Below are 25,226 nucleotides of genomic sequence, written 5' to 3'. Positions count from 1 at the left end.
GTCAGCTTCCTCGATAGGTGGAGTACGCGAACGGGGACAGCAGCAGCGGAACATGGTGGTGCGCATCGACATCGAGGACGATGAAGGTGATGGACACCTCGGGGTAGAAGGTCTGCGTCCCGGACTGCTCGAAGTACGCGGCGGTGTCGAACACGAGTGTGTAGACACCGGCCACCGCGTCGTCCGGAAGCAGTTCCTTGGCGCGTCCCTCCTCGTCGGTGATGCCGGTGGTGACCACGTCGCCGTGCTCGTCGACCACCGCGAGACCCACCCCCGTCGCCGGTGTCCCGTGTACCGCGTCGAGGACGTGGGTGCTGACGCTCACAGTTCGGTCCGCTCGGTCAGCATGCGGGTCAACCTGATTCGATTGATCTTCGCCAGTTCGGTTCTCATCACGCGCCTCTCCGTCTCCGGATCGTTGTCGAGCCTCTCGGTGAGGATAGCGAGAAGCTCCGTCGCAGGGCGGCCCGTCGCACACACCAGGTAGACGTGGCCGAACTTCTCCTCGTAGGTCCGATTCCCCGCCGCGAGCGCGTCCTTGACGCCCTGGTCCGCCTCGCTCACGGCCGCTTGCTCGCGCTGCGACGACGAGCCGGCGGTCACCGAGGCACCGATACGTGGATGACCGTCGAGTGCGCGGTCGATCTCCGTCTCGGACAGTTCCGCCAACTCGCTGTCGGCGCGTTCCAGGAGGGCCTCGGCGCTGTCGAAGGGGCGACCGACGGCCACCCGGCGCGCCCAGATGGACGACGAGCAGCACTCGAACAAGGCGTGCATCGCGGCGCGATCGGACAGCCGATTGAATCCGTCGAGCCCGAGTGCTTCGTGCAGGAACACGAGCGTTCCCTTCTGTGGTGGGGATCAGGACAGGTCGTTCAGTCTGCCGAAACGCGCCGCGGCGATGGGATTCGCATCGGCGACCAGGTGGTCGAACCGGTGGTTCGCGATCTTCGCGACCTCGATCATGGCGAACGACCGCTCCGCACCCGGTGAGTTCTCCATCCGCGACCACCCGTTGGCGAGCACCCGGTCGTAGTGCTCGGTCTCGGCCGCGCAGATGACGAGGGGGAAGCCGAAGTGATCGCGGTAGGCGGTAGCGAGGTCGACAACCGAGCGATGCTCCTCGTCACCGAGGTGCGCGAGCGAGACGTGGTCCTTGGCGAACGCGGTGCCGGTGTCGTCCTCGCTGCCCAGATCGGGGAAGGCGCTGATCAGCTCGACCTGCTCCTCCGTGGTGCCTGCGAGCAGGGAATCTTGGAACGCCTCCCGCAGTGCATGAGCATCCGCGTAGGGCCGCTGCTCGTACGCGCGACGCACCACCCAGTCCGACCCCTGCACCACGTCGCCGAACGTCGTCGAGAACTCGTCGAGGCTCATCTCGTTGACGGCGTCGAGGGTGATCGAGTCGCCGGGGGAGCCCGCCACCGTCGCCCCGCGCGAGCCACCCACGTGGAAGAACAGGATGTTGAGGGCGATCGCGGTGAACGCACCCAGCACGATGCCGCTCGAGAACAGCAGCTCGAGCCAGCTCGGAACACCCTCCGAGACGGTCGGCTGGATCGTGACCAGCAGGGCCAGACCGAGACTCGTCGCGACGATGATGAGGTTGCGGTGGTCAGTGAAGTCCACCTTCGACAGGGTCTGGATGCCCACGACCGCCACGGTGGCGAAGAGCGCCAGCGCGGCGCCGCCCAGGACGGGTGACGGAATGGACGCGACCACCGCCGCCGTCTTCGGCAGCAGGCCCAGGACGATCATGATGGCACCGGCGGCGGCGACCACCCAGCGGCTGCGCACGCGCGTCAGGCGCACCAGGCCGACGTTCTCCGAAAAGGCCGTGTACGGGAACGAGTTGAAGGAGCCGCCGATCACCGTGGCCACGCCGTCGGCACGCAGGGTGGCGGCGATGTCGTCCTTCGTGATCCGCTTGCCGACGATCTCACCCGTCGCGAAGACGCTGCCCGTCGACTCGACCGCCGTGATCATCAGGACCACGATCATCGAGATGATGGCGATGACACTGAACTTGGGCGCGCCGAACAGGAACGGCTGCGTGAACCCTACCCACGACGCCTCGGAGACACCGTCGAACGTCATGTCGCCCAACACGTACGCGGTGGCGCTGCCGATGACGAGTCCCAGCAGCACGGCGATGGTGGCGGTGAAGCCGCGGAAAAATCGCTGGATCAGCACGATGATCACCAGCGTGCCGATCGCGTAGGCCATCCAGCGGCCGTTCGTCGGATCCTGTTCGTGGGTCGCAGGATTCGTGACGGCGTCGTTGACGGCCACCGGCAGCAGGGCGATACCGATGATGGCGATCACCGTCCCTGTCACCACCGGTGGGAAGAACCTCAGCAGCCTGCTGAACCAGGGGGCGATGAGAAACGTGAACAGGCCCGCCACGATGACGGCGCCGTACACGTACAGCAGCCCCTCGGTTCCGCCGCCGTTCGCCATCGCGATCGCGATGACCGGGCTGACACCGGCGAAGGTGACGCCCTGCAGGAGCGGCAGCTTCACACCGATCTTTCGAAAGCCGACCGCCTGGATGATCGAGGCGATGCCACACGTGAACAGGTCGGCGTTGATCAGGTGGATCAACTGCTCGTTGGTGAGGCCGATGGCCCCACCGATGATGATCGGAACCAGCACAGCTCCCGCGTAGAACGCGACGACGTGTTGGAACCCGTAGGCCGCCAGCTTGTGGGCGGGGAGAACCTCATCGACGGGGTGACGCCGCGTGACGGCGGAGCGAACAGTCATGAGTGGACCTGGTTCCAGGCGAGGGCCGAAAAGGCCTGAGGCGGTGCCCTGCGACGGTGCAGGGCGGCGAGTGACCGGAGTGCGGTGCGATCAGACTCCGCCATGCGGGGCCACCCCGCCAGTCGAGACCGCACAAAGTCGGGGCACCGGTCCGCGCTGGTCGTTGGGTGATCCGCCAACAGGTGGTGAAGAGTGAGGGGCGATGAGCAACCACTATCACCACCTGGTGTTCGGACCCTCGGCGCTGGCGCGGCAGCGCGCGAAGGGCAGCTACACGGCCTACGGTGCGCAGACGGAACGCGGCGACGACGGACCCGACGCACTCGACGGCCGCGAGAAGGTGATCATCCGCGCCGCGGACCAGTTCTACCTGTCGACAGTCACCGAGACCGGATGGCCCTACGTCCAGTACCGCAGCGGGCCGGCCGGGTTCCTGCAGGTGCTCGACGACCACACACTCGCGTTCGCCGACTTCGCCGGGAACAACCAGTACGTGACGGCCGGCAATCTCGACGCGAACGACCGCGTGGCGCTGATCGTCGTGGACTACCCGCGCCGCCAGCGCGTGAAGATCTACGGGCGCGCGACGGTGGTCGAGGGAAGTGCGGACCCGGCGTTGCTCGAGCGACTTCGGCAGGTGCCCGGCGGCACCGTCGAGTCGCGGTGCGAGCGCAGCGTCGTGATCTCCGTCGAGGCGATCGACTGGAACTGCACCCGCAGCATCATCCCGCGCTACGACCAGGACTACGTGAGCCGGATGGGTGCGCTGTACGAGCGCGACGCCGCGGCGCGGGAGAAGGTGCTGCTCGACCGCATCGCCGAGCTCGAGGCGCGGCTGGAGTAGGGGGCGGGGGGTGCGCGGGGTGTTCCACTCGCGGGCGCTGGGGGCGGGTTCCCGCGCGTGGGTGCGAAAAGTGGGTCGTGGCGCCCGGGAGGTGGAGTTTCTGGTCCTCTCGGCGGCGGACGGGGCGGGATCCCGCGCCATTCGTCGTCGAGCGGAGCGGGGGGTGCGCGGGGTGTTCCACTCGCGGGCGCTGGGCGCGGGTTCCCGCGCGTGGGTGCGAAAAGTGGGTCGTGGCGCCCGGGAGGTGCTCGACGCGCACTGGCGCCGGGGACGCAGCCCGTGCAGGGTGGTCGCATGACGACGGTCGGCGTGGTGCTCGCGGCGGGTGCGGGCACCCGGTACGGCGCCCCCAAGATCCTGGCGCACGACGGGCTCTGGTTGGACCTGGCGGTGCGGGCGCTGCGCGATGGCGGGTGCGACGAGGTCCTGGTCGTCGTGGGTGCCGCGGCGCCGGAGATGCCTCCCGGCGCGCAGGCCGTGATGAACGACGAGTGGCGCACCGGCATGGGCAGCTCGGTGCGGGTGGGCCTGCAGACATGTGAGACGACCGACGCCGACCTCGCGGTGCTGCACCTGGTGGACACCCCCGACATCGGCGCCGAGGTGGTGGGGCGGGTTCTCGACCACGCCGCGAGCACTGGAATCGCGCGGGCCACCTTCGACGACACTCCCGGTCACCCCGTGGTGCTCGCGCGCCGGTGGTGGGCGGAGGTCGCGGAGGCCGCGACGGGGGATCAGGGCGCCCGCACCTTCCTCCGCGGCAACCCCGACGTGATCACCGTCGAGTGCGGGGACCTCGCGACGGGTCGCGATCACGACCGCCCGAGCCCCTGACGATTACGCCGAGGCCCGGCTGGGCACAGGACAGTCATGCCGATGAGTTCGTCCGAAGGTAAGTCCTGGACCCGCGACCGTGTCCACGCCCTGGGGTCCGAGCGACCCGTCTCCGTGCTCGACATCGGACCGGGGGTGGGGACCTACGCGAAACTGCTTGCAGGGCCGCAGCTCTCCCGCATCACCGGTGTCGAGATCTGGGAGCCGTACGTGGAGACCTACCGCCTCCACGAGTACTACGACGAGATCATCCTCGGTGACGCGCGCACGGTGGATCTGCCGACGGCGGACGTGGTGATCATCGGCGACGTGGCGGAGCACATGACCGAGGCCGACGCGATGGCGCTGTGGGCCAAGTGCTGTGCGGCCGCGACGCGGGCGGCGTACCTGTCGATCCCGATCGTCCACTACCCGCAGCACGAGATCGAGGGCAATCCGCACGAGATCCACGTCGACGAGGACTGGAATCACGAGCGCGTGCTGTCCTCCTTCGAGGGCATCGGCGCCTGGGAACTCGGGTCCGAGGTCGGCGTCTACGAACGACTGCTCGCCTGACCGGACCGGAGAAGCCTGCCCAGTTCCTCGAGGTCGTCGACGACGAACTCCCAGTCGTCGGTGGGTTCGGACTCGGTCTGCTGCGGTCCGTGCTCGTGCGGGCGGCGCACGAAGGCGGTCTGTAGTCCGCACCCACGGGCGGCGGCGAGATCATCGTTGTGTGTCGCGACCATCAGGCACTGGCCGGGAGCGAGATCGAGCAACTCCGCCGTCCGCAGATACGACTCGGGAGTCGGCTTGTAGGCCTGCACCACCTCCGCGCCGAGCACCGCGTCCCAGGGGATGCCGGCACGCTTGGCCATGTCGAGGAGCAACGACACGTTGCCGTTGGACAGGGGTGCCACGATGACGGACTCGCGGACGGCTGCGATACCGGCGACCGAGTCCGGCCACGGCGGCAACCGGTGCCACGCCAGAGTCAGATCGTCGACCGCCTCGGTGGGGAGCACGTACTCCGCCAGCAGTTCCACGAGACTCTCGCGGTGCAGCGCGTCGAGCTTGGTGAAGGGGCGCTCACCGGTCCGGATCGGTTGCATCGAGGGCTGGTACCTCGCACGCCACCGGTCCGCGAAGTCGCCCGGATCGATGTCGTCGCGTTCGGGGGCGTACTCCTCCAGCCAGCGCCGCACCTCCTCGGCGATACCCCCGCGCCAGTCGACGACGGTGCCGAACACGTCGAAGAGAGCGGCCCGGACCGCTGTCACGACGCGTGCCCGTACGAGCCGGGAGACGGGAACGCCCGCCCTCGTCGATCGGTTCTCACGTGCGGACTGTCGTCGGCCATGAGAGGAGCGTAACGGGGGCGGGCGTCCGGCCGGCTCACTTCAGTTCTGCGAGAACAGTTCCCTGGGTGATGGCGGAGCCGGGCTCCACGGCGAGTCCGGTGACGACGCCGTCCTTGTGGGCGGTGACGGGGTTCTCCATCTTCATGGCCTCGAGGACGGCGATGAGGTCTCCGGCGACGACTTCCTGGCCCTCGGTGACGGCGACCTTGACGACGGTGCCCTGCATGGGTGCGGTGACGGCGTCACCGGACGCGGCTGCGCCGCCGGCGCCGCCGCGGGTGCGCGCCTTGGGCTTGCGACGAATGACGTTGCCACCGGCAGCAGCGTTGCCGCCGAGCGAGAACTGGCCGGGCAGGGACACCTCGACACGGCGCCCACCGACCTCGACGACAACGTTCTGTCGGGGTCCGTTCTCGTCGTCCTCGATGGGGGCGCCGGCGGTGAACGGTTCGACGGTGTTGTCCCACTCGGTCTCGATCCACCGGGTGTGAACGTCGAAGGACTGACCGTCGCCGATGAAGGCGGGGTCGGAGACGACGGCGCGGTGGAACGGGATGACGGTGGCGAGGCCCTCGACGCGGAACTCGGCGAGGGCGCGGCGGGAGCGGGCGAGGGCTTCCTCGCGGGTGGCGCCGGTGACGATGAGCTTGGCGAGCATGGAGTCGAACTGGCCGCCGATGACGGAGCCGGACTCGACACCGGAGTCGACGCGCACGCCGGGGCCCTCGGGGGCGACGAAGGTGGTGACCGGTCCGGGGGCGGGAAGGAAGCCGCGGCCGGCGTCCTCACCGTTGATGCGGAACTCGAAGGAGTGTCCGCGCGGTGCCGGGTCCTCGGTGATGGAGAGTTCGTCGCCGTTGGCGATGCGGAACTGCTGCAGCACCAGGTCGATGCCGGAGGTCTCCTCGGTGACGGGGTGTTCGACCTGCAGGCGGGTGTTGACCTCGAGGAAGGAGACGAGTCCGTCCTGGCCGACGAGGTACTCGACGGTGCCGGCGCCGTAGTAGCCGGCTTCCTTGCAGATGGCCTTGGCGGAGGCGTGGATCTCGGCGCGCTGGTCGTCGGTGAGGAACGGTGCGGGGGCTTCCTCGACGAGCTTCTGGAAGCGGCGCTGCAGGGAGCAGTCGCGGGTGCCGGCGACGACGACGTTGCCGTGCTGGTCGGCGATGACCTGCGCTTCGACGTGGCGGGGCTTGTCGAGGTAGCGCTCGACGAAGCACTCGCCGCGGCCGAAGGCGGACACGGCTTCGCGGGTGGCGGAGTCGAAGAGCTCGGGGATCTCCTCGCGGGTGCGGGCGACCTTCATGCCGCGTCCGCCGCCGCCGAAGGCGGCCTTGATGGCGATGGGGAGGCCGTGCTCGTCGGCGAAGGCGAGGATCTCGTCGGCGTCCTTGACGGGTTCGGACGTGCCGGGCACGGAGGGGGCCTTCGCGCGGGTGGCGATGTGGCGGGCGGTGACCTTGTCGCCGAGGTCGCGGATGGACTGCGGGGACGGTCCGATCCAGATCAGGCCGGCGTCGAGGACGGCCTGGGCGAAGTCGGCGTTCTCGGAGAGGAAGCCGTAGCCGGGGTGGATCGCGTCGGCGCCGGACTTGGCGGCGGCGTCGATGATCTTGTTGATCGCGAGGTAGGACTCGGCGGAGGTCTGACCGCCGAGGGCGAAGGCTTCGTCGGCGAGGCGGACGAAGGGCGCGTCGGCGTCGGGTTCGGCGTAGACCGCGACGGAGGTGTAGCCGGCGTCGGCCGCTGCGCGGATCACACGTACCGCTATCTCACCGCGGTTCGCGACGAGAACCTTGCTGATGCGGGCAGTGGCGTGGCTGGGCACGAAGCCTCCTGTGAGGTCGGGTGGGCCGTCGCGTGGTGTCGCTCCGGCGGACGAGCACGGGCCTTCGCCCGCGCCATCGGTTGGTCATCCTAGTTTCGGAGTGTAGGGGTGAGCTCACTCCGGGCCCGCACGAGGTGTGTCCCGGTGGTCACGACGTCGCTGAGCACGGTCCGCAGTTCTGCCACGAACCGGTGGACGGCAGCGGTGGCGACCTCGCTGCTGGGGAACCGGGCCGAGATGTTGACGCCCTGCGGAGTGCGATGCACCCACAGGTAGACGTCGTGGTCGTACTTCCTGCTCCGCAGTGCGCGCGCGTTGACGTCGGGCCACGTCCGCGCGTCGGGTGCGAAGCGCACGTCCATGAAGGAGACGACGAAACGCGGGGTGTCGTGCAGGTCGATCGCCTCGGCGACGAGATCGAGGGGGACGCGCGAGATCGGACGAGTGCGTGCGATCTCGGCTCCGGCGCGCACAACGACGTCTCCGAACGACTCGCCGTCCGCGACGTCGAACGCGAGGGGAGCCACGCCGACGAACCAGCCGAGGGACGCGGCCCACGACGGGTCGTGACGGGTGTGCATCGGGGTGACTGTGCGGAAGCGCCCGGCACCGGACACGGCAGCCGCCGCAGCGCCCATCGAGGCCATGAGGCCGGCGGAGAAGCCCGGACCGGCGCGGCGGCACGCCACGGTGAACGCGTCCGCCTCCTCGGGCGAGAGGACCCACGCGGACAGTCCGGCCTGCGGGATCGGCACCTCCGGGACGGGTCCGATGTCGAGCGGGAAGGACGGGAATCGTCCCCCGTCCTCGGCGAGGAAGTTCGCCCACTCCACGGCGGCGTCGTGCGTCCGGTCGACCCCGCTGCAGAGGGTGCGCTCGAGTTCGCCGAAATCGAGGTAACTGCCGGTGGGGAAGAGCCCTGCCGGGGCGCCGGTGGTCTCCTGCTCGTAGAGGCGGGTGAGTTCGTGCGCGATGAGCACGATGGACAGCCCGTCGATGATCGAGTGATCGGCGGCGAAGAACACGGTGAAGTGGTCCGGTGCCGCGTCGCCGCCGGAGTGTCCGGTGGGTTCGAGAGTGACGAACGCGTACGACGGCCACACCAGCGGCGACGTGTACTCGTCGAACAGGTGCTGAAGATGCTGGTACACCTCGCCGGCCTGCGTGCACGCGTCCTGCTGGATGACCCAGATGTCGGTGGCACCGACCGGGGCCGTCACGCGCGAGAGCAGGCCCGTGTCGGGGTCGACGGTGGCGTTTGACCGCATGCCCTCGTGCCGGTCGATCCACGCCAGCACCGCGCGCCGGAACGCGGCGGTGTCGAGCGGGCCCGCGATGTCGAACGCGGTGCCGAGCCACGACTCGCGACCGGCGGACGGCCGGGCCAGGGTGCGACGCAGGTGCGCCTCGTGCACGTAGGAGGTGGGCCGATCGTCGGGCAGCCACCCCGCGTCCTCCGGCGTCGATGCGTGCGGACCGACGCTCGGGATCCATTCGGTGAGGGTGCCTGCCGGAATCGGGTAGTCGACCAGTTCGGTGAACTCCACGATTCGGCTGTCCTTCCAGACCGGCGCGGCGCCCCGTCCGGACGCCGCTCTCGGTACCTCAGTCTACCGCCGAGAGCGACATTGTCCGAACAAAGCGGCGAGTCAGGACCGCAGGTGCTGTTTGACGCGGCTGAGCATCGCCGACATCCCGCGCAGCCGTAGCGGACTCACGGCCGCCGCGAGTCCCAGCTCGGTGTAGAAGTCGTCCGGGACGTCGAGGATGTCGTCGGCGGGAAGACCGTCGAGCCCCTGCGCCAGGATCGACGCGAAGCCGCGCGTGGTCGGTGCCTCCGGCGGGGCGCTGAAGTACAGGCGCACCGCAGACCGGTCGGACGAGTCCACCGACAGGAACAGCGGTGACTGGCACTCCGGGACGGGCTCCATCGCGGCCTGCTCGAGACCTGCGGGCAACGCCGGCAGCTCCTTGCTGAACTCGAGCAGCATCGTGATCTTGTCCTGGCCCTCGACGGCCGCGAAGTCGTCGACGATCTCGGCCAGCGGCGCGGGCAGTGTTCCGCTCACTGCAGGGCTCCGGGCTCCTCGCCGCGCGCGATCGGTGTGCGCACGGCGTTGCCCCACTCGGTCCAGGAACCGTCGTAGTTCCGGACGTTCTCGTAGCCGAGCAGATGCGTCAGCACGAACCACGTGTGCGACGACCGCTCGCCGATGCGGCAGTACGCGATGACGTCGGCGTCGGAGGACACGTCCCCGTAGACCTCGTCGAGCTCGGTGCGGGACTTGAACCGGCCGTCGGGTGCCGCGGCCTTCGCCCACGGGATGCTCAGCGCTGTCGGGATGTGTCCACCGCGCAGCGCGCCCTCGTCGGGGTAGTCGGGCATGTGGGTGCGCTCGCCGGTGTACTCGGCGGGGGACCGCACATCGACCAGCGGGCCGGATCCGAGGTGTGCGAGGACGTCGTCCTTGAACGCACGGATGGCGGCGTCGTCGCGCTCGACGACGGGGTAGTCCGCCCCGGAGATGTCGGGGACGTCGAGTGTGGTGTCGCGGTTCTCGGCGAGCCAGGCGTCGCGTCCACCGTCCAGCAGGCGCACGTCCTCGTGGCCGAACAGGGTGAAGACCCACAGCGCGTAGGCGGCCCACCAGTTGCTCTTGTCGCCGTAGATGACGACGGTGTCGTCGCGCGAGATGCCCTTGCGGTTCATCAGGTCGGCGAACTTCTCGCCGTCGACGTAGTCGCGCGTGACGGGGTCGTTCAGGTCGAGATGCCAGTCGATCTTGACCGCGCCGGGGATGTGGCCGACGTCGTAGAGGAGCACGTCCTCGTCGGACTCGACGACCTTGAGTCCGGGTGTGCCGATGTTGGCGGAGAGCCACTGCGTCGTGACGAGTCGTTCGGGGTGCGCGAACGACGCGAAGGCGGGGTGGGGATCTGGCGCGACGGACACGTGCGTCTCCTGAGGTTGTCAGACGGGGGGTCGAACTGATTGTGCGTGACCACACGATCCTAGGGCGCGCGTCGGGACGGCGTCAGACGCTGGTGTCGTCGATCCCGTCACGATGCGCCGCGGCGCTCTCCCACAGATCGGCGATGCCGACACCCACCTCGGCGAGCAACCGGCGTACCAGCGGCAGCCCGATACCGATGACGGACGACGGGTCACCCTCGATGCCGTCGACGAACCAGCCACCGAGACCGTCGAGGGTGAACGCGCCCGCGACGGCGAGTGGCTCGCCCGAGCGAAGGTAGGCCTCGAGGTCCCGCTCGGTCGGCGAGGAGAAGTGCACCGTGGTCCCGCAGTGGGCCGCGCCGCGTGCGGTCACCCGGCCGTCGTCGAGCCGTAGGACGCAGTGACCGGTGAGCAGGTCACCGCTCGCACCGGCCATCGCCGCCCAGCGTTCGCGAGAGCGACGGCGACGTCTCGTGGTTTGCCCACGAGGTCGCCGCCGATCGACAGCATGGAGTCGCAGCCCACGACGACGACGGTGCCGGTCGACAGCTCCGGATCGTGGGCGAGAGCCTCTGCGATCACGGCCGCCTTGGCCGCGGCCAGCTCGGTGACCACCACCTCGTGCGGGGAGTCGGAGGGCAGTGCTGCGGCGACCGCGTCCTCGTCGACGTCCGAGACCCGGACGATCGGATCCACCCCGGCTGCCCGCAACACGGCCAGGCGGGCGGGCGAGCGCGACGCGAGTACGAACCGGACCGTCACCGCGGTCCGGTGACCCCGGTGGTGAACGAGTAGGGCGAGAAGGCCGTGCCCGCGCGGTGCATGGTGGACGGGCGACCCCAGTGATCGAGCACGGGGATCTCGGTCGGCCCGGCGTCGGCCGTGGCGGCGGACAGGACGGCCACGAGGGCGGCGATCTCCTCGTCGGTCGGGTTGCCCGACTCGACGCGCAGGAAGGGCGCCGAGGGAGCGGTCTCGTCCGTACCGGACTCGGTCCGGTCGTCGGCTGATGTCACGAAGCGTCTCCTCCAGGTGCAGGTGTTCCCCGAACTCTAGGGGACGGTGACCGGCGCGTCGGCCGCGGTCCGGGTGTCCACCGCGAACCGTAGGGCGGCCTCGCACGGCTGGGCGACGAGTGCGAGGTGGTCCGTGACGGCGGCCACGAAGGCCTCGATCGTGGTGCGGGCGGTCGGGTTGTCGGGGAACCGGCTCCGCAGTGCGAGACCGTCCGCGGTGCGGGAGATCCAGAACTGCGCGTCGTCGGAGACGGTGACGTTGGAGATGTGGTGGGCGTCGATGCTGCGCAGCAGGTCGTGTCCGGGGGCCGACCGGTAGTCGACGTAGGACACCATGAAGACGTCCTTGCGCGGGCGCCGGAGTCCGCCCGCGGCCTCGACCACGCGGGCGATGGGCACCTCGCCCAGCGCGACCGCGCGTCGCACCGCCGGACCGGTCGAGCGGATCGTGGCCCTCAGGTCGCTCTCGGTGACGACCTCGAGCGGCGCGTTGGTGACGAACCAGCCGACGGACGACCGCCATGCCGCGGATCGACGGGTGTGCAGCGGGAACAGCAGGGGAACCGTGGCGCCACCACCGAGGTCGCGTACCGCGTGCGCCATGGCCGCGAGCACACCGGCGTAGAGGCTGGCCCCGTCGGCCCGGCACCCGGTCTCGGCCGCGTCGGCCTCCCGTGCGGTGAGCAGGGTGTCGACGCGGACCGCACAGCGGTCCGTGCGCCCGTGCGGGACTCCGAGATCGAGAGGGAACTGTGGCGGAGCGCCGGCGCCCGCGTGCAGGAAGTCGACCCACGTGCGGAGCCGGTCGTCCGCGAGGTCGATCGGCGTGCCCGCGGACTCGGCTGCGCAGTAGTCGACGAAGTCACCCGGATCCGGCGCGGTCTCCGGCTCGCCGAGATAGCCCCGACGGACGTCGTCGATGACGACCGCCAGCGAATACGCGTCGACGTGCGCGTGATCGAACCCGCACACCACCGTGGAGACGTCCGGACGATCGATGGCGAGGAAGGTGTAGGCCGGTGCGGAGAAGGGAGCGCACGCGGCGTCGAGCGCGCCGCGCACGACGCGGTGGGCCTCCGGGACGGAGGGGACCGCGATGTCCGGTCGTCGTCGGAGGGTGAGCGCACCCTGCGGATGGTTCACGCGTGACGGACCGGCGTCGGACCGCACGAACCCGGTCCGGAGCGAACCGTGGCGTGCGACCAACCGCTCGAGAGAACGCTCCAGGGCATCGGTGTCCAGCGGCCCCGGGACGTCGAACGATGCTGCGAGCCAGGTGCTTCCGTCGTCGACGTCGGCGAGGTGCGCACTCTGGTTGAACGACGGCGGGACCGTCGACGGAACGGGTTCGGCGTCGGAACGCACGAGCCACTGCAGGACGACGCCGGGGCGCGGGGCCCAGGCGTCCACTCCGATCACGTGCACGCGCCACCACCGACGACGCGGTTCCCGTCCCGCGCGACCGTCTGCAGGACCTCCCGCAGGTGCTGGTGGTATCGCGCCACCTGCCGCTGAGCCTCGGGCGTCGCGGGAGTCTGCGACCCGAGATAGAAGTGGCGATCGTCCCGGTTGAACCACATGGACGCGTTCGCGGTGCGGCCCTCGCCGGTGAACAGGATCGCGTCGTCGTCGGCCTCGGAGCCGTGGCCGGGGAACCAGCGGAAATCGATGTAGGACAACAGGTGCGGGCTCGATGCCAGTCCGGCGCCGCCGACACCGGACTCGAAGAGCAGCTGCAGCACCTTCCCGATCGGCGCTGCCGCGGTGGCCTTCGTGCGGGCGTAGGCCTCGCTCGCCCGACCGACGAGGGTGCGGAAGTCGCCGGCGCCCGCCACGGGGAACGTCACGGGCGCGAAATTGCAGAACCAGCCCTGGGACAGGGCGAAGTCCCCGAGGTGGCGGGTACCGAGCACGGTGATGCCGGCGTAGTCGTCTCGGCCCGCGAGCTCGTGATCGGTGATCGCGACCGCGGCGAACAGGCCCGTGACGAACTTCCCACCCGCCTCCCGGCACGCGGCGTCGAAGTCCGCGGTGTCGTCCGCGCCCAGCAGGTCCATCTCGATCGGTTCGACGGGAGCGGTCTCACCCGGTGCGAGTCCGAGGTCGAGCGGGAAGGACGGCATCGCGCCGCCGTGGGCTCGCACGACGTCGATCCACTCGGCCAGCTCGGGGGAGTCGGCGTCGACGGCCTCGGCCTTCTCGTTCTCGATCGCGACGTGCTCGAGGAAGCTCCCGGTCCACGCCGAGATGTCGGTGGGTGCACGGTTCGACTGCGCCGCGCGATAGAGATCGATCAGCTCCGCCAGGACCAGGACCTGCGAGGCGCCGTCGGAGAACGCGTGGTCCGCTCCGTAGTAGAGCGTGAATCCCCCCGGTCGCGCCACCGCCCCGAACGCCACGGCGGGCCAACTCAGGGGTGTGGCGTCCCGCGAGAGCCGATCGCGCACGTAGTCGAGGAACTGGTCGGGCGCCGAGCACTCGCCCGCGGAGACGGCCCGCAGGCGCGCGGCCGCCGGGGGAACGCGGCGCCGCACGACCGCGCCGCCGTCCGTCTCGAACCACGTCTGCAGTCCCTCGTGGCGCAGGAGGAACTGCTCGAAGGCGAGGGTCAACGCGGCGACGTCGAGATCTCCGGCGACCTCGGTCGCGGAGCCGAGGTACGCGGTGTGCGTGCCTCCCCGGTCCGCCACCGCGCGCACACCGCGAACATGGTTCTCCTGCAGGAACGACGGCGGGGTGGGATCGACCGGTGCGGACTCGACGAGCGGCCGTGCGTCGTCGACCGGATGCCACTCGAGCAGTTCGCCGGGTGCGGGTTTCCAGTTGCGCATCGCCGTGATGATCATGCGTGCACCGTCCTGTCCGCCCCGCTCTCGACGACGGCGCCGGCGGACTCGCGCAACACCTCCTGGAATCGGGCGAGGTAGGCGTGCACGTTGCGGACCGCCTCCTCGTGGCCGGGGAACCGGGCCGCGATGCTGAGGCCGAGCGGCGTGCGGAGGATCCAGAAGTAGACCTCGTCGCGGGAGGCGGTGGCACTGCGGAGTGTGCGCGTGTTCCACAGCGGCCACGACTCGGCATCGGGGGTGTGGCGCAGATCGAGGTAGGACACCACGAACTGCGGCACCGAGTCCACGTTCAGCAGCCGCGCGACACGGGAGTACGGCTGGCGCGCATAGCCCTTGACGGCGTCCAGGCCGGCGGCAGCGCGGCGCACGGCGTCGTCCACGTCCGAGGCGGGGTCGACGTGGACGTCGACCGGCACCACTCCCACGTACCAGCCGACCGATTCGGCGTACTGGGGCTCGAAGCGCGTGTGCATGGGCATGGTCACACGCAGTCGGTGTTCACCCGCGAGGTCGCGGGAGGTCAGTGCCAGCGCACCGACCACGGCCGCGGTCATGGACGCACCCCGCGCGCGGGTGTGTGCGGCGAGCGCGTCGGTGTCCGCCGCACTCAACAGGTACCGGGAGAGACTGCTCTGCCGCTCGGGACCGTGCTCGTCGTCGGCGCCGACCGGGAGGGGGAACGGGGGGAAGCTGCCGTCGGAGAGGAAGGACGACCAGGTGCGGACCACCTCGTGGTCGGGGGTCAGGCAGTCACCGGTCTCCCGGTCGACGACGCTGAAGTCGAGATGACTGCCGATCGCCGCCAGCCGTGGATCGCGCGCGTGGATCTCGAACTCGTACAGCCGGCGGAGTTCGCTGACGGCCAACAGCATCGAGTACGCGTCCATGACGGAGTGGTCGGCTCCGAAGACGAGCAGGAACCGGTCAGTCTCGTCGTCCTCCTCGGTCGACGAACTCGGGGCCATGTCCTCGACCGTGGCGACCACGCAGTGCGGCCACCGGAACGGCGACAGGGTGCGGGCGAAGAAGTCCGAGACGTCGGCGTGCACGTCGGATCCCGTGCGCCGACGCCCGAGTACACGCGGAACCACGTCCACCGCATCCTCCGGGACGGTGGAGCGGGCGAGACGGGCGCCGCCGTCGGCGTCGACGCCGTCCGTCGTGACCGTCGAGCGGAAGGTCTCGTGGCGAGAGGTCCACGCGCGCAGAGCACGACGCAGCGCCTCGGCGTCGTACCGGTCGTGGATCTCGAACACCGCCCCGATCCAGGCGGCGCCGATCTCGTCCGAGGATCCCGTGGCAGCCTTGGCGAGGCTGTGACGGCAATGTTCCTCGTGCGTGTAGGCCAGTGGTCGGTCGTCCCGATACCAGCGGTCGGTCGCGGTGACAGTGGGGATCCACTCGGTCACCACGCCCCGGGGGAGCGGGTGATCGGCGAGCTCGGTGAATTCCATCTTCGGTCTCACGTCCGTTCGGGTCGAGATCGCAGGGTCGGGAAGTGGAGCGGTGCGCTCAGGGCATTCCGCGATCGGTGCGGGGGCGCAGGAGATGTCGCGCGGAGAAGGATCCGCTGTCGCTGTCGTAGGCGCGGATCATCACGAGTCGGCAGGCGTGGAGCGCGGACACCCCCGGCACGTACAGCACGAGCGCTGCCGCCGCGAGCGCGTGGCGTCGATGCAGTCGCAGGGTTCGGGGGAGGCACGCCATGTAGCGGACGAAGGACCGCATTCCCGATTCCATTCGGCGCGGCGACACTCCCACGGTGAGGGAGGGCAGAAAGGCGTTCCGCCCGCCCGACTCCTGGACGCAGAGCCCCATGTCGACGTCCTCGAAGACGTCGCGGCGCAGCGAGACGTCCTCGCGGATCAGCTTCCACGTCTCGCGGCGCAGGATCATGTTGGAGCCGTAGAGGACCGGAACGTCGCGGACCTCCGGCGTGGACGGCGACCGCCGGGCGAGCGGTGACCACCGCGCCTTGATGCGGGCGGCCGCGTCGCCGTAGGGCAGCTCGTACGCCTCACCGCGTCCGCACGCGGCGGCCCAGTGCTGGTCGACGTCGGCGGCGAAGAAGTCGAGAATCGTTGCCGCCCAGTCATCGGGCACGCGGGTGTCGGCATCGATCCGGGCGACGAGATCCCCGGACGCCGCATCCATACCGGCGTTCCGGGCGAAGACGAGACCCTGCTGCTTCTCGGTCACCACGCGGATCTCGGGGTGGTCCGTGGCATGTCGTCGCACGATGTCACGGGTGCCGTCCGCGGAGTTGTTGTCCACGACGATGATCTCGGTGATGCAGTCGAGCTGGGTGCACAGCAGGTCCAGGCACGCACCGATACACTCCTCCTCGTCGAATGCCGGGACGACGACGGACAGGGACAGTCGGTTCATCGGGAGGTCTCCGTTCGCGAGGCGGTCGGGTGCAGCGGGGCCCTGCGGCGCTGCGCTGCCGCCTCGACGAGGTCGGCGCACCGCCGGACCGCATCGGTGGGCGAGACGAGGGAATCCGCGAGACGCTCTGCAGCAGAACGTGTCCGTGGGTGGAGCACCCGGGTCAGAGCGGCATCGAGCGAGGCGGAGGACACCGATCGTGCGGCGACGCTCGCGCCGACTCGCGAGGCGACGACGCGTCGTCCCCACAGGGGTTGATCGGCACCGACGTGACACACGAGAGTGGGTCGACCGGCGCGCAGACCGGCGGCGGTGGACCCGGCGCCGCCGTGGTGGACGACGGCCTCGCACTGCGGGAGCACCGCGGTGTGGTCGACGGCCGACACCGAGAGGACATCGTGCCCGAACTCGCTGGAACCGGGGGCGTTCTCGCGCAGCAGCCGGTCGTCCCAGCCGCCGACGAGCAGAACGCGTCTCCCGGCACGCCGAACGGCAGCGACGAGTTCGTCGAGAAGAGCCGCGCCGCCGGGGACCGTCATGCTGCCGAACCCGATGTACACCGGTGGTGTGCCCGCGCGGAGCCAGGAATCGAGACCGTCGGTGACCGGGACAGCTCGCTGCACCGCGGCGCGAGTGCGGGCGTCGGGATGCAGGAAACCGGTGAGAGGTCGCGCCGGGCCCCATTCCTCCGTGAGCCCGGGGAACCAGCGCCGCGTCGTACGCCTGGATCTCGGTGACGCCGGAACGCGCCAGCGCCCCAGCGACACTGGATGTCATGGGCGGAAGTCCGAGTTCTGCTCGGAGGGTGGTGTGCGCACCACGGGAGGCGCGCCACAGTGTGGTGTCGAGCGCCCACCACGCCGCGCGGTGCACGAACCCCGGGAAGGCCGACGGTACCGGGACGACGGAGGCGACGCCATTGCTGCGAACCGGGCAGAAGTGCAGGGGTGCGTAGGCAATCGAGTGCACCTCGGCGACGTCGTATGCGCTCTCCTGACCGACGGACGACCCCACGAGGACATCGCTGCCGGCGGCCAGGTCGGTCAGTGCGGCTCGCGCGGCGCGACCTCCCGCGACGGTGACGGCCGTGACGGCTGCCAACCGGCGGCGCGGGTTGCGCGAGGCCATGTCTCGGGTCACGAGGGGCGAGGTGAGCAGCTCCGCGGTGTCCACACCGCACGGGCGAGCATCGAGGCCGGCGGACGCGGCGAAGGCGACGAGGTTCGGCGGAACGGCGAGCACCACCCGGTGTCCACGTCGTTCCAGCTCGGTGGCCAGGACGACGCCGGGCTGCACGTCGCCTCTACTTCCCTGAAATGCCAACGTGACCTGCATGTCTCACCCCCTCGAGCGTTGCTCCGCGACCCCCGCGCGCCGAGCGTCCGCAACTGATGACCTCCGCGAACTGTTCGTGGAACGACCATTGCAGACATGGTGGGACTCCGCCAATCGTGACGTCCTACGCCACACCGACACGCCAGGGTGACGAGTGTCTCGCTGTCCGAGTTGCGATCGGGCCCGTCGTGACATCCCACGCCGCTGCGCCGACCCGACCTCCTTGTTCGGCGTATTCTGCTGTCAGCCTTGACAAGTCGACTGCGGCACTGCTTGTGACCAGCGTGCGTTCCCGACCTCGAGGTCTGTCCGTGGTCCAGTTCTCGGATCGGCACCACGACATGCCGTCCCGTGCGTCGAATGGTACGAACAAGTGACACAAGCGGACGAGACGCCATTTCCGGCGCACTCCACATCAGGTATGTCCGAGGGGGAATCGAGTCGTGCGCATCGTCATGGCCGTCAGCGGAACGCGAGGCGACGTACAACCTGCCGTCGTCCTGGGTTCGGATCTGGCGGGCCGGGGCCACCACGTGGTCATGGCAGTTCCGCCCAACCTCGTGCACCTGGCCCGCGGGGTCGGACTCGAGACGGTGCCGTTCGGGTACGACACCCGCGAGCACATGAACTCGGACCTGGTCCGTCACGGCCTGTCCCGCGGGTCGGTCGCCGACCGTGCGCGGGCGCTCGCCGCACTGTGGAACTTCGGGTGGGACCAGATGGTGACGGAACTGCGCGACGTCGTCGACACCACGGCGCCGGACGTGCTGCTCACCGGCATCACCACCGAACAGATCGCGCTGCCCCTCGCCGAGGCGCGCGGGATCGGTCTCGTCGCGCTGCATCACGCGCCGGTGCGCGCCAACCCGCGGTACTCACCGGTGCCCGGCATCGACGGTGCGCCGGCTGCGGTCGTCGGACTTGCCTGGACCGTGCTGGACCATGTCCTGTGGACGGCGACCCGGCGGCGCGAGAACACGCTGCGCCGCTCCCTGGGCATCCCCACGGTGTCGTCACCGCTTCCCAGTCGCATGGCCCGTCGCCGGACCGTCGAGATCCAGGCCTACGACCGGGTGTTCTGCCCCGAACTCGCCGTCGACTGGGACGGCACGCGTCCCCTCACAGGTTTCCTCGAGGTGTGCCCGGAGCTGCGGGCACGGATGGATCCGCAGCGGTCCGACCCGTCCCTGGACGAGTGGATCGACGACGGCCCCCCGCCCGTCTACGTCGGCTTCGGATCCATGCCGGTGACGAACCCGGCGGCCGTCCTGGCCGCCGTCGCGGATGCCGCGGCGCGCGTGGGCGAACGGGTTCTGTTGTGCGCCGGCTGGAACGACGTCGACTCCGCCGACGCGCTCGGTGATCACGTCCGTGTGACCGGCGCCGTCGACCACGCCGCGGTCTTCCCCCGGTGCCGCGCCGTCGTGCACCACGGCGGCGCGGGGACCACCGCGGCGGGACTGCGGGCCGGACGGCCGACGGTGGTGTGCTCGGTGTCGTCCGATCAGCCCTTCTGGGGTCGGCGGGTCGTCGCCCTGTCGTGCGGCGCCGCGATGTCCGCCTCCGACATCACGGCGCAGTCGTTGGAGAAGGCGTTGCGCCTCGCTCTGACGCCCGAGGCGGCCGCGGGCGCAGCCGCCGTGGCCGCCGCCATGACGAGTCCCGCGGAGGCGGTCCGCCGCGCGTCCGACCTCGTGGAGTCGGCCCGCCCCGCACCGACGGACGCGGTGGTCGCATGACGGCGCGGCTTCAGGATCAGGACTTCACCTACTGGTTCCTCTCCGAGGCGTTCGGGTGGGACGTGGTCCTGCAACTCGTGTGGCGCTTCGACGACGCGGTGCCGGACGCCGACGTGACGGCGATGGCGGTGGGACTCGCGCGCGGAGCACTGCATCGACGCATCGTGCGACCGTCGATTCCCGTCGCCCGCCCGGGCTGGGTCCGGTCCGACCGGGATCCCGCCGTTCGGCTCGACGACGAGTCTGTGACACCGGACGAGGTCCTCGACTGGGCGACGCGCGATCTCGAGACCGTCGACCTCGACGCCGAGGAGGGTCGCTGCTGGGCGCTGCGGTCCACCCGGACGACCACCGGTGGATCGGCGCTGTCTCTCACCTGCCTGCACCTCGTCGCGGACGGCCGAGCGATGACGGCGGCCGCTGTGGCCGCCGTCGCCGACACGGCCGGGGTGCGCGACGACATCGGCGCCGCGCCGACCGGGCCGGCCGCACTCGTCGGGGACGTCGGCGACGCAGCACGTCAGGTGGTCGGAGCCGTGGCCGGCGTGGCACGGACCGCCGTCGCGATGGTGTCCGATCTCCGCTCGACCGGCTCCGGCGTCGCACGTCCGGCCTCCGTCACCCCGCGCGCTCCCGCACACACCCGTGCACCGCTGGCTCGTCCGTCCTGGGCGACGATCACGGTGCCGCTGGCGGAGTGGGACGCCGTCGCGCAGCGTCACGGCGGGACACGGAACTCGTTGTTCGTCGCGGTACTCGCCGGTGCTCTCGTCGCCACCGGCTACGCAGACGACGGGCTGCCCGTAAAGGTCGGCATCCCGATGAGTCTGCGCCGGGGGGACGACGATCAGCGCAGCAATGCCACCGGGGGCGTGTCGATCTCACTCGCCGAGCGCGTGGTTCCGGGCTCCGATCTGGGCGGTGTCCGCGCGCTGTGCCGGGACGCGTTCGCGGCGCTGTCCGCCGGACGCCGGCCGACGATGATTCATCTGCAACCGCTGCTCCAGGTACTCCCGCTGTCCGTCGTGACGTCCGTGGTGACGGGCGGCGGGTCCGGTATGCCCGACGTGGTCGCGTCGAATCTCGGGTCCTTCGACGGTCTCCGCCGGGTCGGCGGCCGTACCGCCACGGACGTCGCCTTCCGGGGAACGGCGCATCACGTCGACCCCGCCGGCACGCAACGCTTCGGCGAGGGTGTGCAGTCCTGGTACCTGGAGACGGACGGTGCGGCGACCTTCGCCGTGGCCGGGTTCGACGAGACACGCGTGGGTTCCGCGCAGGCGCTGACGACAGCCCTGTCCGCGGAGCTCACCGGATGGGATGTGCCGCATGAGTTCTGGTGACGTGACCACTGCTCAGGTCCGCCCGGCAGACCGCGTGGCGGGTGCCGACGAGTCGTACGCGTTGGCGGAGCGACTCTTCGGATGGACGGCGCCGATCCAGTACCTGTGGATCTTCCCGGCCGACCCGGGTGCGGACGCCGTCGCGACGCTCGCCGACCGGCTCGCGTCGGGATCGTTCGACCGCCGGGTGGTCCCCACCTCCGTGCCGTTCGGCCACGACCGATGGGTGCGGGCCGAGCGCCCCGCCACGGTGTACACCGAACCGGGCACCATCGCGGATGACGCGGTGGGGGACTGGGTCGATGCGCGGCTCCGTGCGGCCGATCTCGACCCGTCTGCCGGACGCGGTTTCACGCTCGAGTGCGCGCACACCGATACCGGGAGAACCGTTCTGGCACTGCTGGTCTCGCACATGATCGCCGATGGCCAGGCCGTGTACGCGGCGCTCGATGCGGCTCGCCGGGGGCCGACGCGCTCGGCACTGCCCACCGGGCGTGACGTCGCCGGGTGGGCCGGCGTGCGGGGCGATCTCCGTGACGCGGGGGCGCAGATTCCGGCGGTGGCGCGGGCTCTCGCGGTGATCGGGAAGGCGGCGGCGACGGCGGGCGCGACGGCGCTGCGGACGGCGATCACGCGATCCGACGAGACTGCCCCGACCGCCGCGCCGGTCGCGGCTCGCGCGGACCAACCCACTCCGACCGAGTCCGACACCACCCTCGCCGTGGTGGATCTCGATCGCCGTGAGTGGATCGCCCGCGCGGCCGAGCACGGTGGTACGCCGAACAGCCTCTTCACGGCCGTCATGGGCGGGGTTCTGCGTGCGTCCGGCCATCCGACGGGTCCCGAGGGCACGCGCATCTGCATCGCGGTGAGCAACCGCGCCGACGGCGACGACAGAGCGAATGCGTCCGGGGGCGTGTGGATCCGGGTGCCCGGGCCGATCGGACCCGAGGTGGGGCTCGGCGAGATCCGCGCGCTGAGCAAGGCGGCGTTCGCGAAGTACGCGACCACGGACGACGCGGTCACCGACCACCTGCAGGCGGTGGCCAGGTTGCTTCCGGACCGGGTGCTCGGGCGGATGATGACGTCCATCGCCGGGCCGGACACCACTGTGTCGAACCTGGGCGCCGCGCCGCAGAGCGCCCTCGAACTCGGTGATCAGGTCGCGGAGTCGTTCGGCATCCGCGCGATCATGCAGGGCCGCGACGCGGCCGCCCGGCGTCGACAGGGACCGGCGATCGCCGCGTGGGCGGTGGAGTACGGCGACAAGGTGACGGTCACCGTGTTCGGCATCCACCCCGAGTACGCGGGAGACACCGGCCGGCTCCGCGAGACGGTGTCCGCGGAGCTCGACCGGTGGTCACTCGAGCACTCGTTCTGGTGAGGTCTAGAGCGGGATGTTGCCGTGCTTCTTCGGAGGCAGGGTGACCATCTTGCGTTCGAGCAGGCGCAGTGCGGTGACGATCTGTCCGCGGGTGTGGCTCGGGGGGATCACCGCGTCGACGTAGCCGCGTTCGGCGGCGACGTACGGGTTGACGAGGGTGTCCTCGTACTCGTTCTGCAGCTCGAGGCGCAGTGCGTCGACGTCGTCACCGTTCTTCGCGGCCTCGAGGAGGCGCTTGCGGTAGACGAAGCCGACGGCGCCGGAGGCTCCCATGACGGCGATCTGCGCGGTGGGCCACGCGAGGTTGAGATCGGCGCCCATGTGCTTGGACCCCATCACGTCGTACGCGCCGCCGTAGGCCTTGCGGGTGATGACGGTGATCTTGCCGACGGTGGCCTCGCCGTAGGCGTAGAGCAGTTTCGCGCCGCGGCGGATGATGCCGTTGAACTCCTGATCGGTGCCCGGCAGGAAGCCGGGGACGTCGACGAGGGTGATGATCGGGATGTTGAAGCAGTCGCAGGTGCGCACGAACCGGGCGGCCTTCTCGGAGGCGTCGATGTCGAGGGTGCCGGCGAACGCGGTGGGCTGGTTGGCGACGATGCCGACGCTGCGCCCGTCGACGCGGCCGAACCCGACGATGATGTTGCGGGCCCGCCCTTCCTGCACCTCGAGGAACTCGTCGTCGTCGAGGATGCGGCGGATGACCTCGTGCATGTCGTACGGGGTGTTCGGCGAGTCCGGGATCAGGGTGTCGAGTTCCAGATCCTCGGCGGTGAGGGAGTCGGCGATGGCCCCGTCGATGGGGTCCGAGGGGGCAAGGCGGGGCGCGGTGGCCTGGTTGTTCGAGGGGAGGTAGCCCAGGAGTTCGCGGACGTAGTCGAGGGCGTCCTGCTCGCCGGAGGCGACGTAGTGGGCGACGCCGGACTTCTCCATGTGGGTGTGGGCGCCGCCGAGGTCCTCCATGGTGACGTTCTCGCCGGTGACGGTCTTGATGACGTCGGGTCCGGTGACGAACATCTGGGAGGTCTTGTCGACCATGACGACGAAGTCGGTGAGGGCGGGGGAGTAGACGTGCCCGCCCGCGGCCGGTCCCATGATCAGCGAGATCTGGGGGACGACGCCGGACATGCGGACGTTGCGGTGGAAGATCTCGCCGTAGAGGCCGAGGGAGACGACGCCTTCCTGGATACGGGCGCCGGCGCCCTCGTTGATGCCGACGAGGGGGCGTCCGGTCTTGAGGGCGAGGTCCATGACCTTGACGATCTTCTCGCCGTAGATCTCGCCGAGGCTGCCGCCGAAGACGGTGGCGTCCTGGGAGAACACGCACACGTCGCGGCCGTCGACGGTGCCGTAGCCGGTGACGACGCCGTCGCCGAAGGGGCGGTTGTCGGCGAGGCCGAAGTTGACGGAGCGGTGGCGGGCGAGGGCGTCGAGTTCGACGAACGAGCCCTCGTCGAGGAGGGCGGTGATGCGTTCGCGGGCGGTGAGCTTGCCCTTGGCGTGCACCTTCTCCACGGCCGCCTCGCCCATGGGCTTCTCGGCCTGGGCCTGGCGGGCGGCGAGCTCGGCCAGCTTTCCGGCAGTGGTGTGGATGTCGGGTGCGGCAGCCCCCGTCTCTTCTCGAGCCACTGATTCCTGCGCGGACGCATCCTGAACACTCGTCATAGACCAGCACTGTATCGACGCCGCGCCGCCGGACGTGGCAGGGGTGGTGCGTCGGCCGCGTCTCTATGCTCGGCCCCATGTGGGAGAACCTGGACAGACCGCCGCTCGACGGGCGTGCGCTCACCCGCGCACTCGTCGAGGGACCCCGCGGATCGTGGTCGCGTGTCGACGTCGTGGCGCGGACCGGATCGACCAACGCGGACCTGCTGGCCGTCGCCGACACCGCCGGTGACCGCACCGCGCTGATCGCCGACGTCCAGGACGCGGGCCGCGGACGGCACTCGCGGTCGTTCACCGCTCCCGCGCGGTCGCAGGTCATCGTGTCGGCGCTGGTCAAGCTGCCCGGCGTGCCGCCCGGATCGGTGGGGTGGCTCCCGCTGCTCACCGGTGTCGCGGTGGTCGACGTGCTGCGCACCGTCACCGAGGTCGACGCGGTGCTCAAGTGGCCCAACGACGTCCTCATCCGCGGCGACGAGTCGTCCGGCTACGCCGGAGGCAAGGTGGCGGGCATCCTGGTGGAGGTGGCCTCGACCCATCCCGTCGTGACGGCGGTGTCCGGAGTCGGCATCAACGTCAGCCTCACCGAGGCGGAGCTGCCCGTCCCGACGGCGACGTCCCTGCAACTGGCCGGCGCGGCGGTGATCGATCGCGGCACCGTGGTGCGCGCCTTCCTGCGGGCCATGGGTTCGGCACTGGACGAGTGGCGGGAGTCGGGGTGGGACACCGCGCCGATCGCGGAGCTGTACCGCTCCCGGTGCGATACTCTCGGCCGCCGCGTGCGGGTCACGATGCCGGGCGACACCGAGCTGGTGGGCGTCGCGACCGACATCGACGAGCACGGTCGGGTGGTGATCGTGCCCGAGTCGGGGGACACCACGCCGGTCGCCGTCTCGGCGGGCGACGTCACTCACCTCCGCGCGCTCGACGCCTGACCGCCCC

General features: G+C 70.3%; 22 protein-coding genes and 2 pseudogenes. 7 read left to right on the top strand and 17 right to left on the bottom strand.

What is annotated here, in order from left to right; translation table 11 throughout:
- Position 1: 1 nt before the first annotated feature.
- From uraH to QE449_RS13810, 3 genes are read right to left on the bottom strand one after another with little or no spacing between them, the layout of a single operon-like run.
- A complete protein-coding gene (gene uraH / locus QE449_RS13820; protein ID WP_307108978.1) occupies positions 2 to 325 on the bottom strand; it encodes a hydroxyisourate hydrolase in 324 nt (107 codons plus the stop codon).
- Positions 322 to 831 (bottom strand): 2-oxo-4-hydroxy-4-carboxy-5-ureidoimidazoline decarboxylase, encoded by a 510-nt coding sequence (gene uraD / locus QE449_RS13815; RefSeq protein ID WP_027503684.1) that lies wholly within the window; start codon positions 829 to 831, stop codon positions 322 to 324. Before uraD ends, uraH begins: the two co-directional genes overlap by 4 nt.
- A 30-nt stretch (positions 832 to 861) precedes the next feature.
- Positions 862 to 2,766, bottom strand: coding sequence for a solute carrier family 23 protein (locus QE449_RS13810; protein ID WP_307108977.1), 1,905 nt, complete (start codon positions 2,764 to 2,766; stop codon positions 862 to 864).
- A gap of 202 nt (positions 2,767 to 2,968) precedes the next feature.
- On the opposite strand from QE449_RS13810, the gene QE449_RS13805 reads away from it, so the two are divergent.
- The 3 genes from QE449_RS13805 to QE449_RS13795 all read left to right on the top strand — a co-directional run bounded on the left by QE449_RS13805 (position 2,969) and on the right by QE449_RS13795 (position 4,999).
- Positions 2,969 to 3,610: a pyridoxamine 5'-phosphate oxidase family protein gene (locus tag QE449_RS13805; RefSeq protein WP_056447722.1), complete on the top strand. Its 642-nt coding sequence runs from the start codon at positions 2,969 to 2,971 to the stop codon at positions 3,608 to 3,610.
- Between the two features lie 294 nt (positions 3,611 to 3,904).
- Positions 3,905 to 4,444 (top strand): nucleotidyltransferase family protein, encoded by a 540-nt coding sequence (locus tag QE449_RS13800; protein WP_307108976.1) that lies wholly within the window; start codon positions 3,905 to 3,907, stop codon positions 4,442 to 4,444.
- A 42-nt stretch (positions 4,445 to 4,486) separates the two neighbouring features.
- Entirely contained in the window at positions 4,487 to 4,999 is a 513-nt protein-coding gene (locus QE449_RS13795) for a bifunctional 2-polyprenyl-6-hydroxyphenol methylase/3-demethylubiquinol 3-O-methyltransferase UbiG (protein WP_307108975.1), read from the top strand.
- Here QE449_RS13795 and QE449_RS13790 read toward each other — a convergent pair.
- The 13 genes and pseudogenes from QE449_RS13790 to QE449_RS21455 form a co-directional block, all read right to left on the bottom strand.
- Positions 4,978 to 5,703, bottom strand: a complete 726-nt coding sequence (locus QE449_RS13790; protein ID WP_307108974.1) for a haloacid dehalogenase type II — start codon at positions 5,701 to 5,703, stop codon at positions 4,978 to 4,980. The two genes, QE449_RS13795 and QE449_RS13790, sit on opposite strands and share 22 nt — an antisense overlap.
- A 115-nt stretch (positions 5,704 to 5,818) precedes the next feature.
- Positions 5,819 to 7,612: an acetyl/propionyl/methylcrotonyl-CoA carboxylase subunit alpha gene (locus QE449_RS13785; protein WP_307108973.1), complete on the bottom strand. Its 1,794-nt coding sequence runs from the start codon at positions 7,610 to 7,612 to the stop codon at positions 5,819 to 5,821.
- A gap of 89 nt (positions 7,613 to 7,701) precedes the next feature.
- Complete coding sequence (locus tag QE449_RS13780; protein WP_307108972.1) at positions 7,702 to 9,159, bottom strand: condensation domain-containing protein; 1,458 nt, start codon at positions 9,157 to 9,159, stop codon at positions 7,702 to 7,704.
- A 102-nt stretch (positions 9,160 to 9,261) separates the two neighbouring features.
- Positions 9,262 to 9,681, bottom strand: coding sequence for a SufE family protein (locus QE449_RS13775; protein ID WP_037186768.1), 420 nt, complete (start codon positions 9,679 to 9,681; stop codon positions 9,262 to 9,264).
- Complete coding sequence (locus QE449_RS13770; RefSeq protein ID WP_222627152.1) at positions 9,678 to 10,565, bottom strand: sulfurtransferase; 888 nt, start codon at positions 10,563 to 10,565, stop codon at positions 9,678 to 9,680. Before QE449_RS13770 ends, QE449_RS13775 begins: the two co-directional genes overlap by 4 nt.
- Before the next feature lie 82 nt (positions 10,566 to 10,647).
- Positions 10,648 to 11,330: pseudogene (locus QE449_RS13765) on the bottom strand (nucleoside triphosphate pyrophosphatase).
- Complete coding sequence (locus QE449_RS13760) at positions 11,327 to 11,584, bottom strand: acyl-CoA carboxylase subunit epsilon (protein ID WP_027506905.1); 258 nt, start codon at positions 11,582 to 11,584, stop codon at positions 11,327 to 11,329. Before QE449_RS13760 ends, QE449_RS13765 begins: the two are co-directional and overlap by 4 nt.
- Before the next feature lie 36 nt (positions 11,585 to 11,620).
- Positions 11,621 to 13,009, bottom strand: a complete 1,389-nt coding sequence (locus tag QE449_RS13755; RefSeq protein WP_307108971.1) for a condensation domain-containing protein — start codon at positions 13,007 to 13,009, stop codon at positions 11,621 to 11,623.
- Positions 13,000 to 14,430, bottom strand: a complete 1,431-nt coding sequence (locus tag QE449_RS13750; protein ID WP_307108970.1) for a condensation domain-containing protein — start codon at positions 14,428 to 14,430, stop codon at positions 13,000 to 13,002. The genes QE449_RS13755 and QE449_RS13750 overlap by 10 nt, the downstream gene beginning before the upstream one ends.
- Positions 14,427 to 15,887, bottom strand: a complete 1,461-nt coding sequence (locus QE449_RS13745) for a condensation domain-containing protein (RefSeq protein WP_307108969.1) — start codon at positions 15,885 to 15,887, stop codon at positions 14,427 to 14,429. Before QE449_RS13745 ends, QE449_RS13750 begins: the two co-directional genes overlap by 4 nt.
- 58 nt (positions 15,888 to 15,945) lie before the next feature.
- Positions 15,946 to 16,821, bottom strand: a complete 876-nt coding sequence (locus tag QE449_RS13740; protein ID WP_307093341.1) for a glycosyltransferase family 2 protein — start codon at positions 16,819 to 16,821, stop codon at positions 15,946 to 15,948.
- Entirely contained in the window at positions 16,818 to 17,444 is a 627-nt protein-coding gene (locus QE449_RS13735) for a glycosyltransferase (protein ID WP_307108968.1), read from the bottom strand. The genes QE449_RS13740 and QE449_RS13735 overlap by 4 nt, the downstream gene beginning before the upstream one ends.
- Positions 17,445 to 17,997: 553 nt before the next feature.
- Positions 17,998 to 18,156, bottom strand: a pseudogene (locus tag QE449_RS21455) (glycosyltransferase); the annotation flags it as partial.
- Between the two features lie 443 nt (positions 18,157 to 18,599).
- Here QE449_RS21455 and QE449_RS13730 point away from each other — a divergent pair.
- Genes QE449_RS13730 through QE449_RS13720 form a run of 3 tightly spaced genes read left to right on the top strand, consistent with a single transcriptional unit; the run spans position 18,600 to position 22,622 of the window.
- Entirely contained in the window at positions 18,600 to 19,895 is a 1,296-nt protein-coding gene (locus QE449_RS13730; RefSeq protein WP_307108967.1) for a glycosyltransferase, read from the top strand.
- On the top strand, positions 19,892 to 21,238 hold the full coding sequence (locus QE449_RS13725) for a hypothetical protein (protein ID WP_307108966.1): 1,347 nt from the start codon (positions 19,892 to 19,894) through the stop codon (positions 21,236 to 21,238). Before QE449_RS13730 ends, QE449_RS13725 begins: the two co-directional genes overlap by 4 nt.
- Positions 21,225 to 22,622, top strand: coding sequence for a hypothetical protein (locus QE449_RS13720; protein ID WP_027506899.1), 1,398 nt, complete (start codon positions 21,225 to 21,227; stop codon positions 22,620 to 22,622). Before QE449_RS13725 ends, QE449_RS13720 begins: the two co-directional genes overlap by 14 nt.
- 3 nt (positions 22,623 to 22,625) lie before the next feature.
- On the opposite strand, the gene QE449_RS13715 is transcribed toward QE449_RS13720, so the two are convergent.
- On the bottom strand, positions 22,626 to 24,287 hold the full coding sequence (locus tag QE449_RS13715; RefSeq protein ID WP_261769639.1) for an acyl-CoA carboxylase subunit beta: 1,662 nt from the start codon (positions 24,285 to 24,287) through the stop codon (positions 22,626 to 22,628).
- A gap of 77 nt (positions 24,288 to 24,364) precedes the next feature.
- Here QE449_RS13715 and QE449_RS13710 point away from each other — a divergent pair, with 77 nt between their 5' ends.
- On the top strand, positions 24,365 to 25,219 hold the full coding sequence (locus tag QE449_RS13710) for a biotin--[acetyl-CoA-carboxylase] ligase (protein ID WP_056448034.1): 855 nt from the start codon (positions 24,365 to 24,367) through the stop codon (positions 25,217 to 25,219).
- Positions 25,220 to 25,226 lie beyond the last annotated feature (7 nt).

It is taken from the genome of Rhodococcus sp. SORGH_AS_0303, from assembly GCF_030819335.1.
In the GTDB taxonomy this organism is placed as follows: Bacteria; Actinomycetota; Actinomycetes; order Mycobacteriales; family Mycobacteriaceae; genus Rhodococcoides.
The sequence above is the reverse complement of the archived record's forward strand: the minus strand, read 5'-3'. Positions and strand labels throughout refer to the sequence as shown.

Coding starts and splice junctions, on each gene's coding strand:
- QE449_RS13810 (WP_307108977.1), bottom strand. CDS start 2,766: ATGACTGTTCGCTCCGCCGTCACGCGGCGTCACCCCGTCGATGAGGTT.
- QE449_RS13805 (WP_056447722.1), top strand. CDS start 2,969: ATGAGCAACCACTATCACCACCTGGTGTTCGGACCCTCGGCGCTGGCG.
- QE449_RS13800 (WP_307108976.1), top strand. CDS start 3,905: ATGACGACGGTCGGCGTGGTGCTCGCGGCGGGTGCGGGCACCCGGTAC.
- QE449_RS13795 (WP_307108975.1), top strand. CDS start 4,487: ATGAGTTCGTCCGAAGGTAAGTCCTGGACCCGCGACCGTGTCCACGCC.
- QE449_RS13750 (WP_307108970.1), bottom strand. CDS start 14,430: ATGATCATCACGGCGATGCGCAACTGGAAACCCGCACCCGGCGAACTG.
- QE449_RS13745 (WP_307108969.1), bottom strand. CDS start 15,887: ATGGAATTCACCGAGCTCGCCGATCACCCGCTCCCCCGGGGCGTGGTG.
- QE449_RS13740 (WP_307093341.1), bottom strand. CDS start 16,821: ATGAACCGACTGTCCCTGTCCGTCGTCGTCCCGGCATTCGACGAGGAG.
- QE449_RS13725 (WP_307108966.1), top strand. CDS start 19,892: ATGACGGCGCGGCTTCAGGATCAGGACTTCACCTACTGGTTCCTCTCC.
- QE449_RS13720 (WP_027506899.1), top strand. CDS start 21,225: ATGAGTTCTGGTGACGTGACCACTGCTCAGGTCCGCCCGGCAGACCGC.
- QE449_RS13715 (WP_261769639.1), bottom strand. CDS start 24,287: ATGACGAGTGTTCAGGATGCGTCCGCGCAGGAATCAGTGGCTCGAGAA.
- QE449_RS13710 (WP_056448034.1), top strand. CDS start 24,365: ATGTGGGAGAACCTGGACAGACCGCCGCTCGACGGGCGTGCGCTCACC.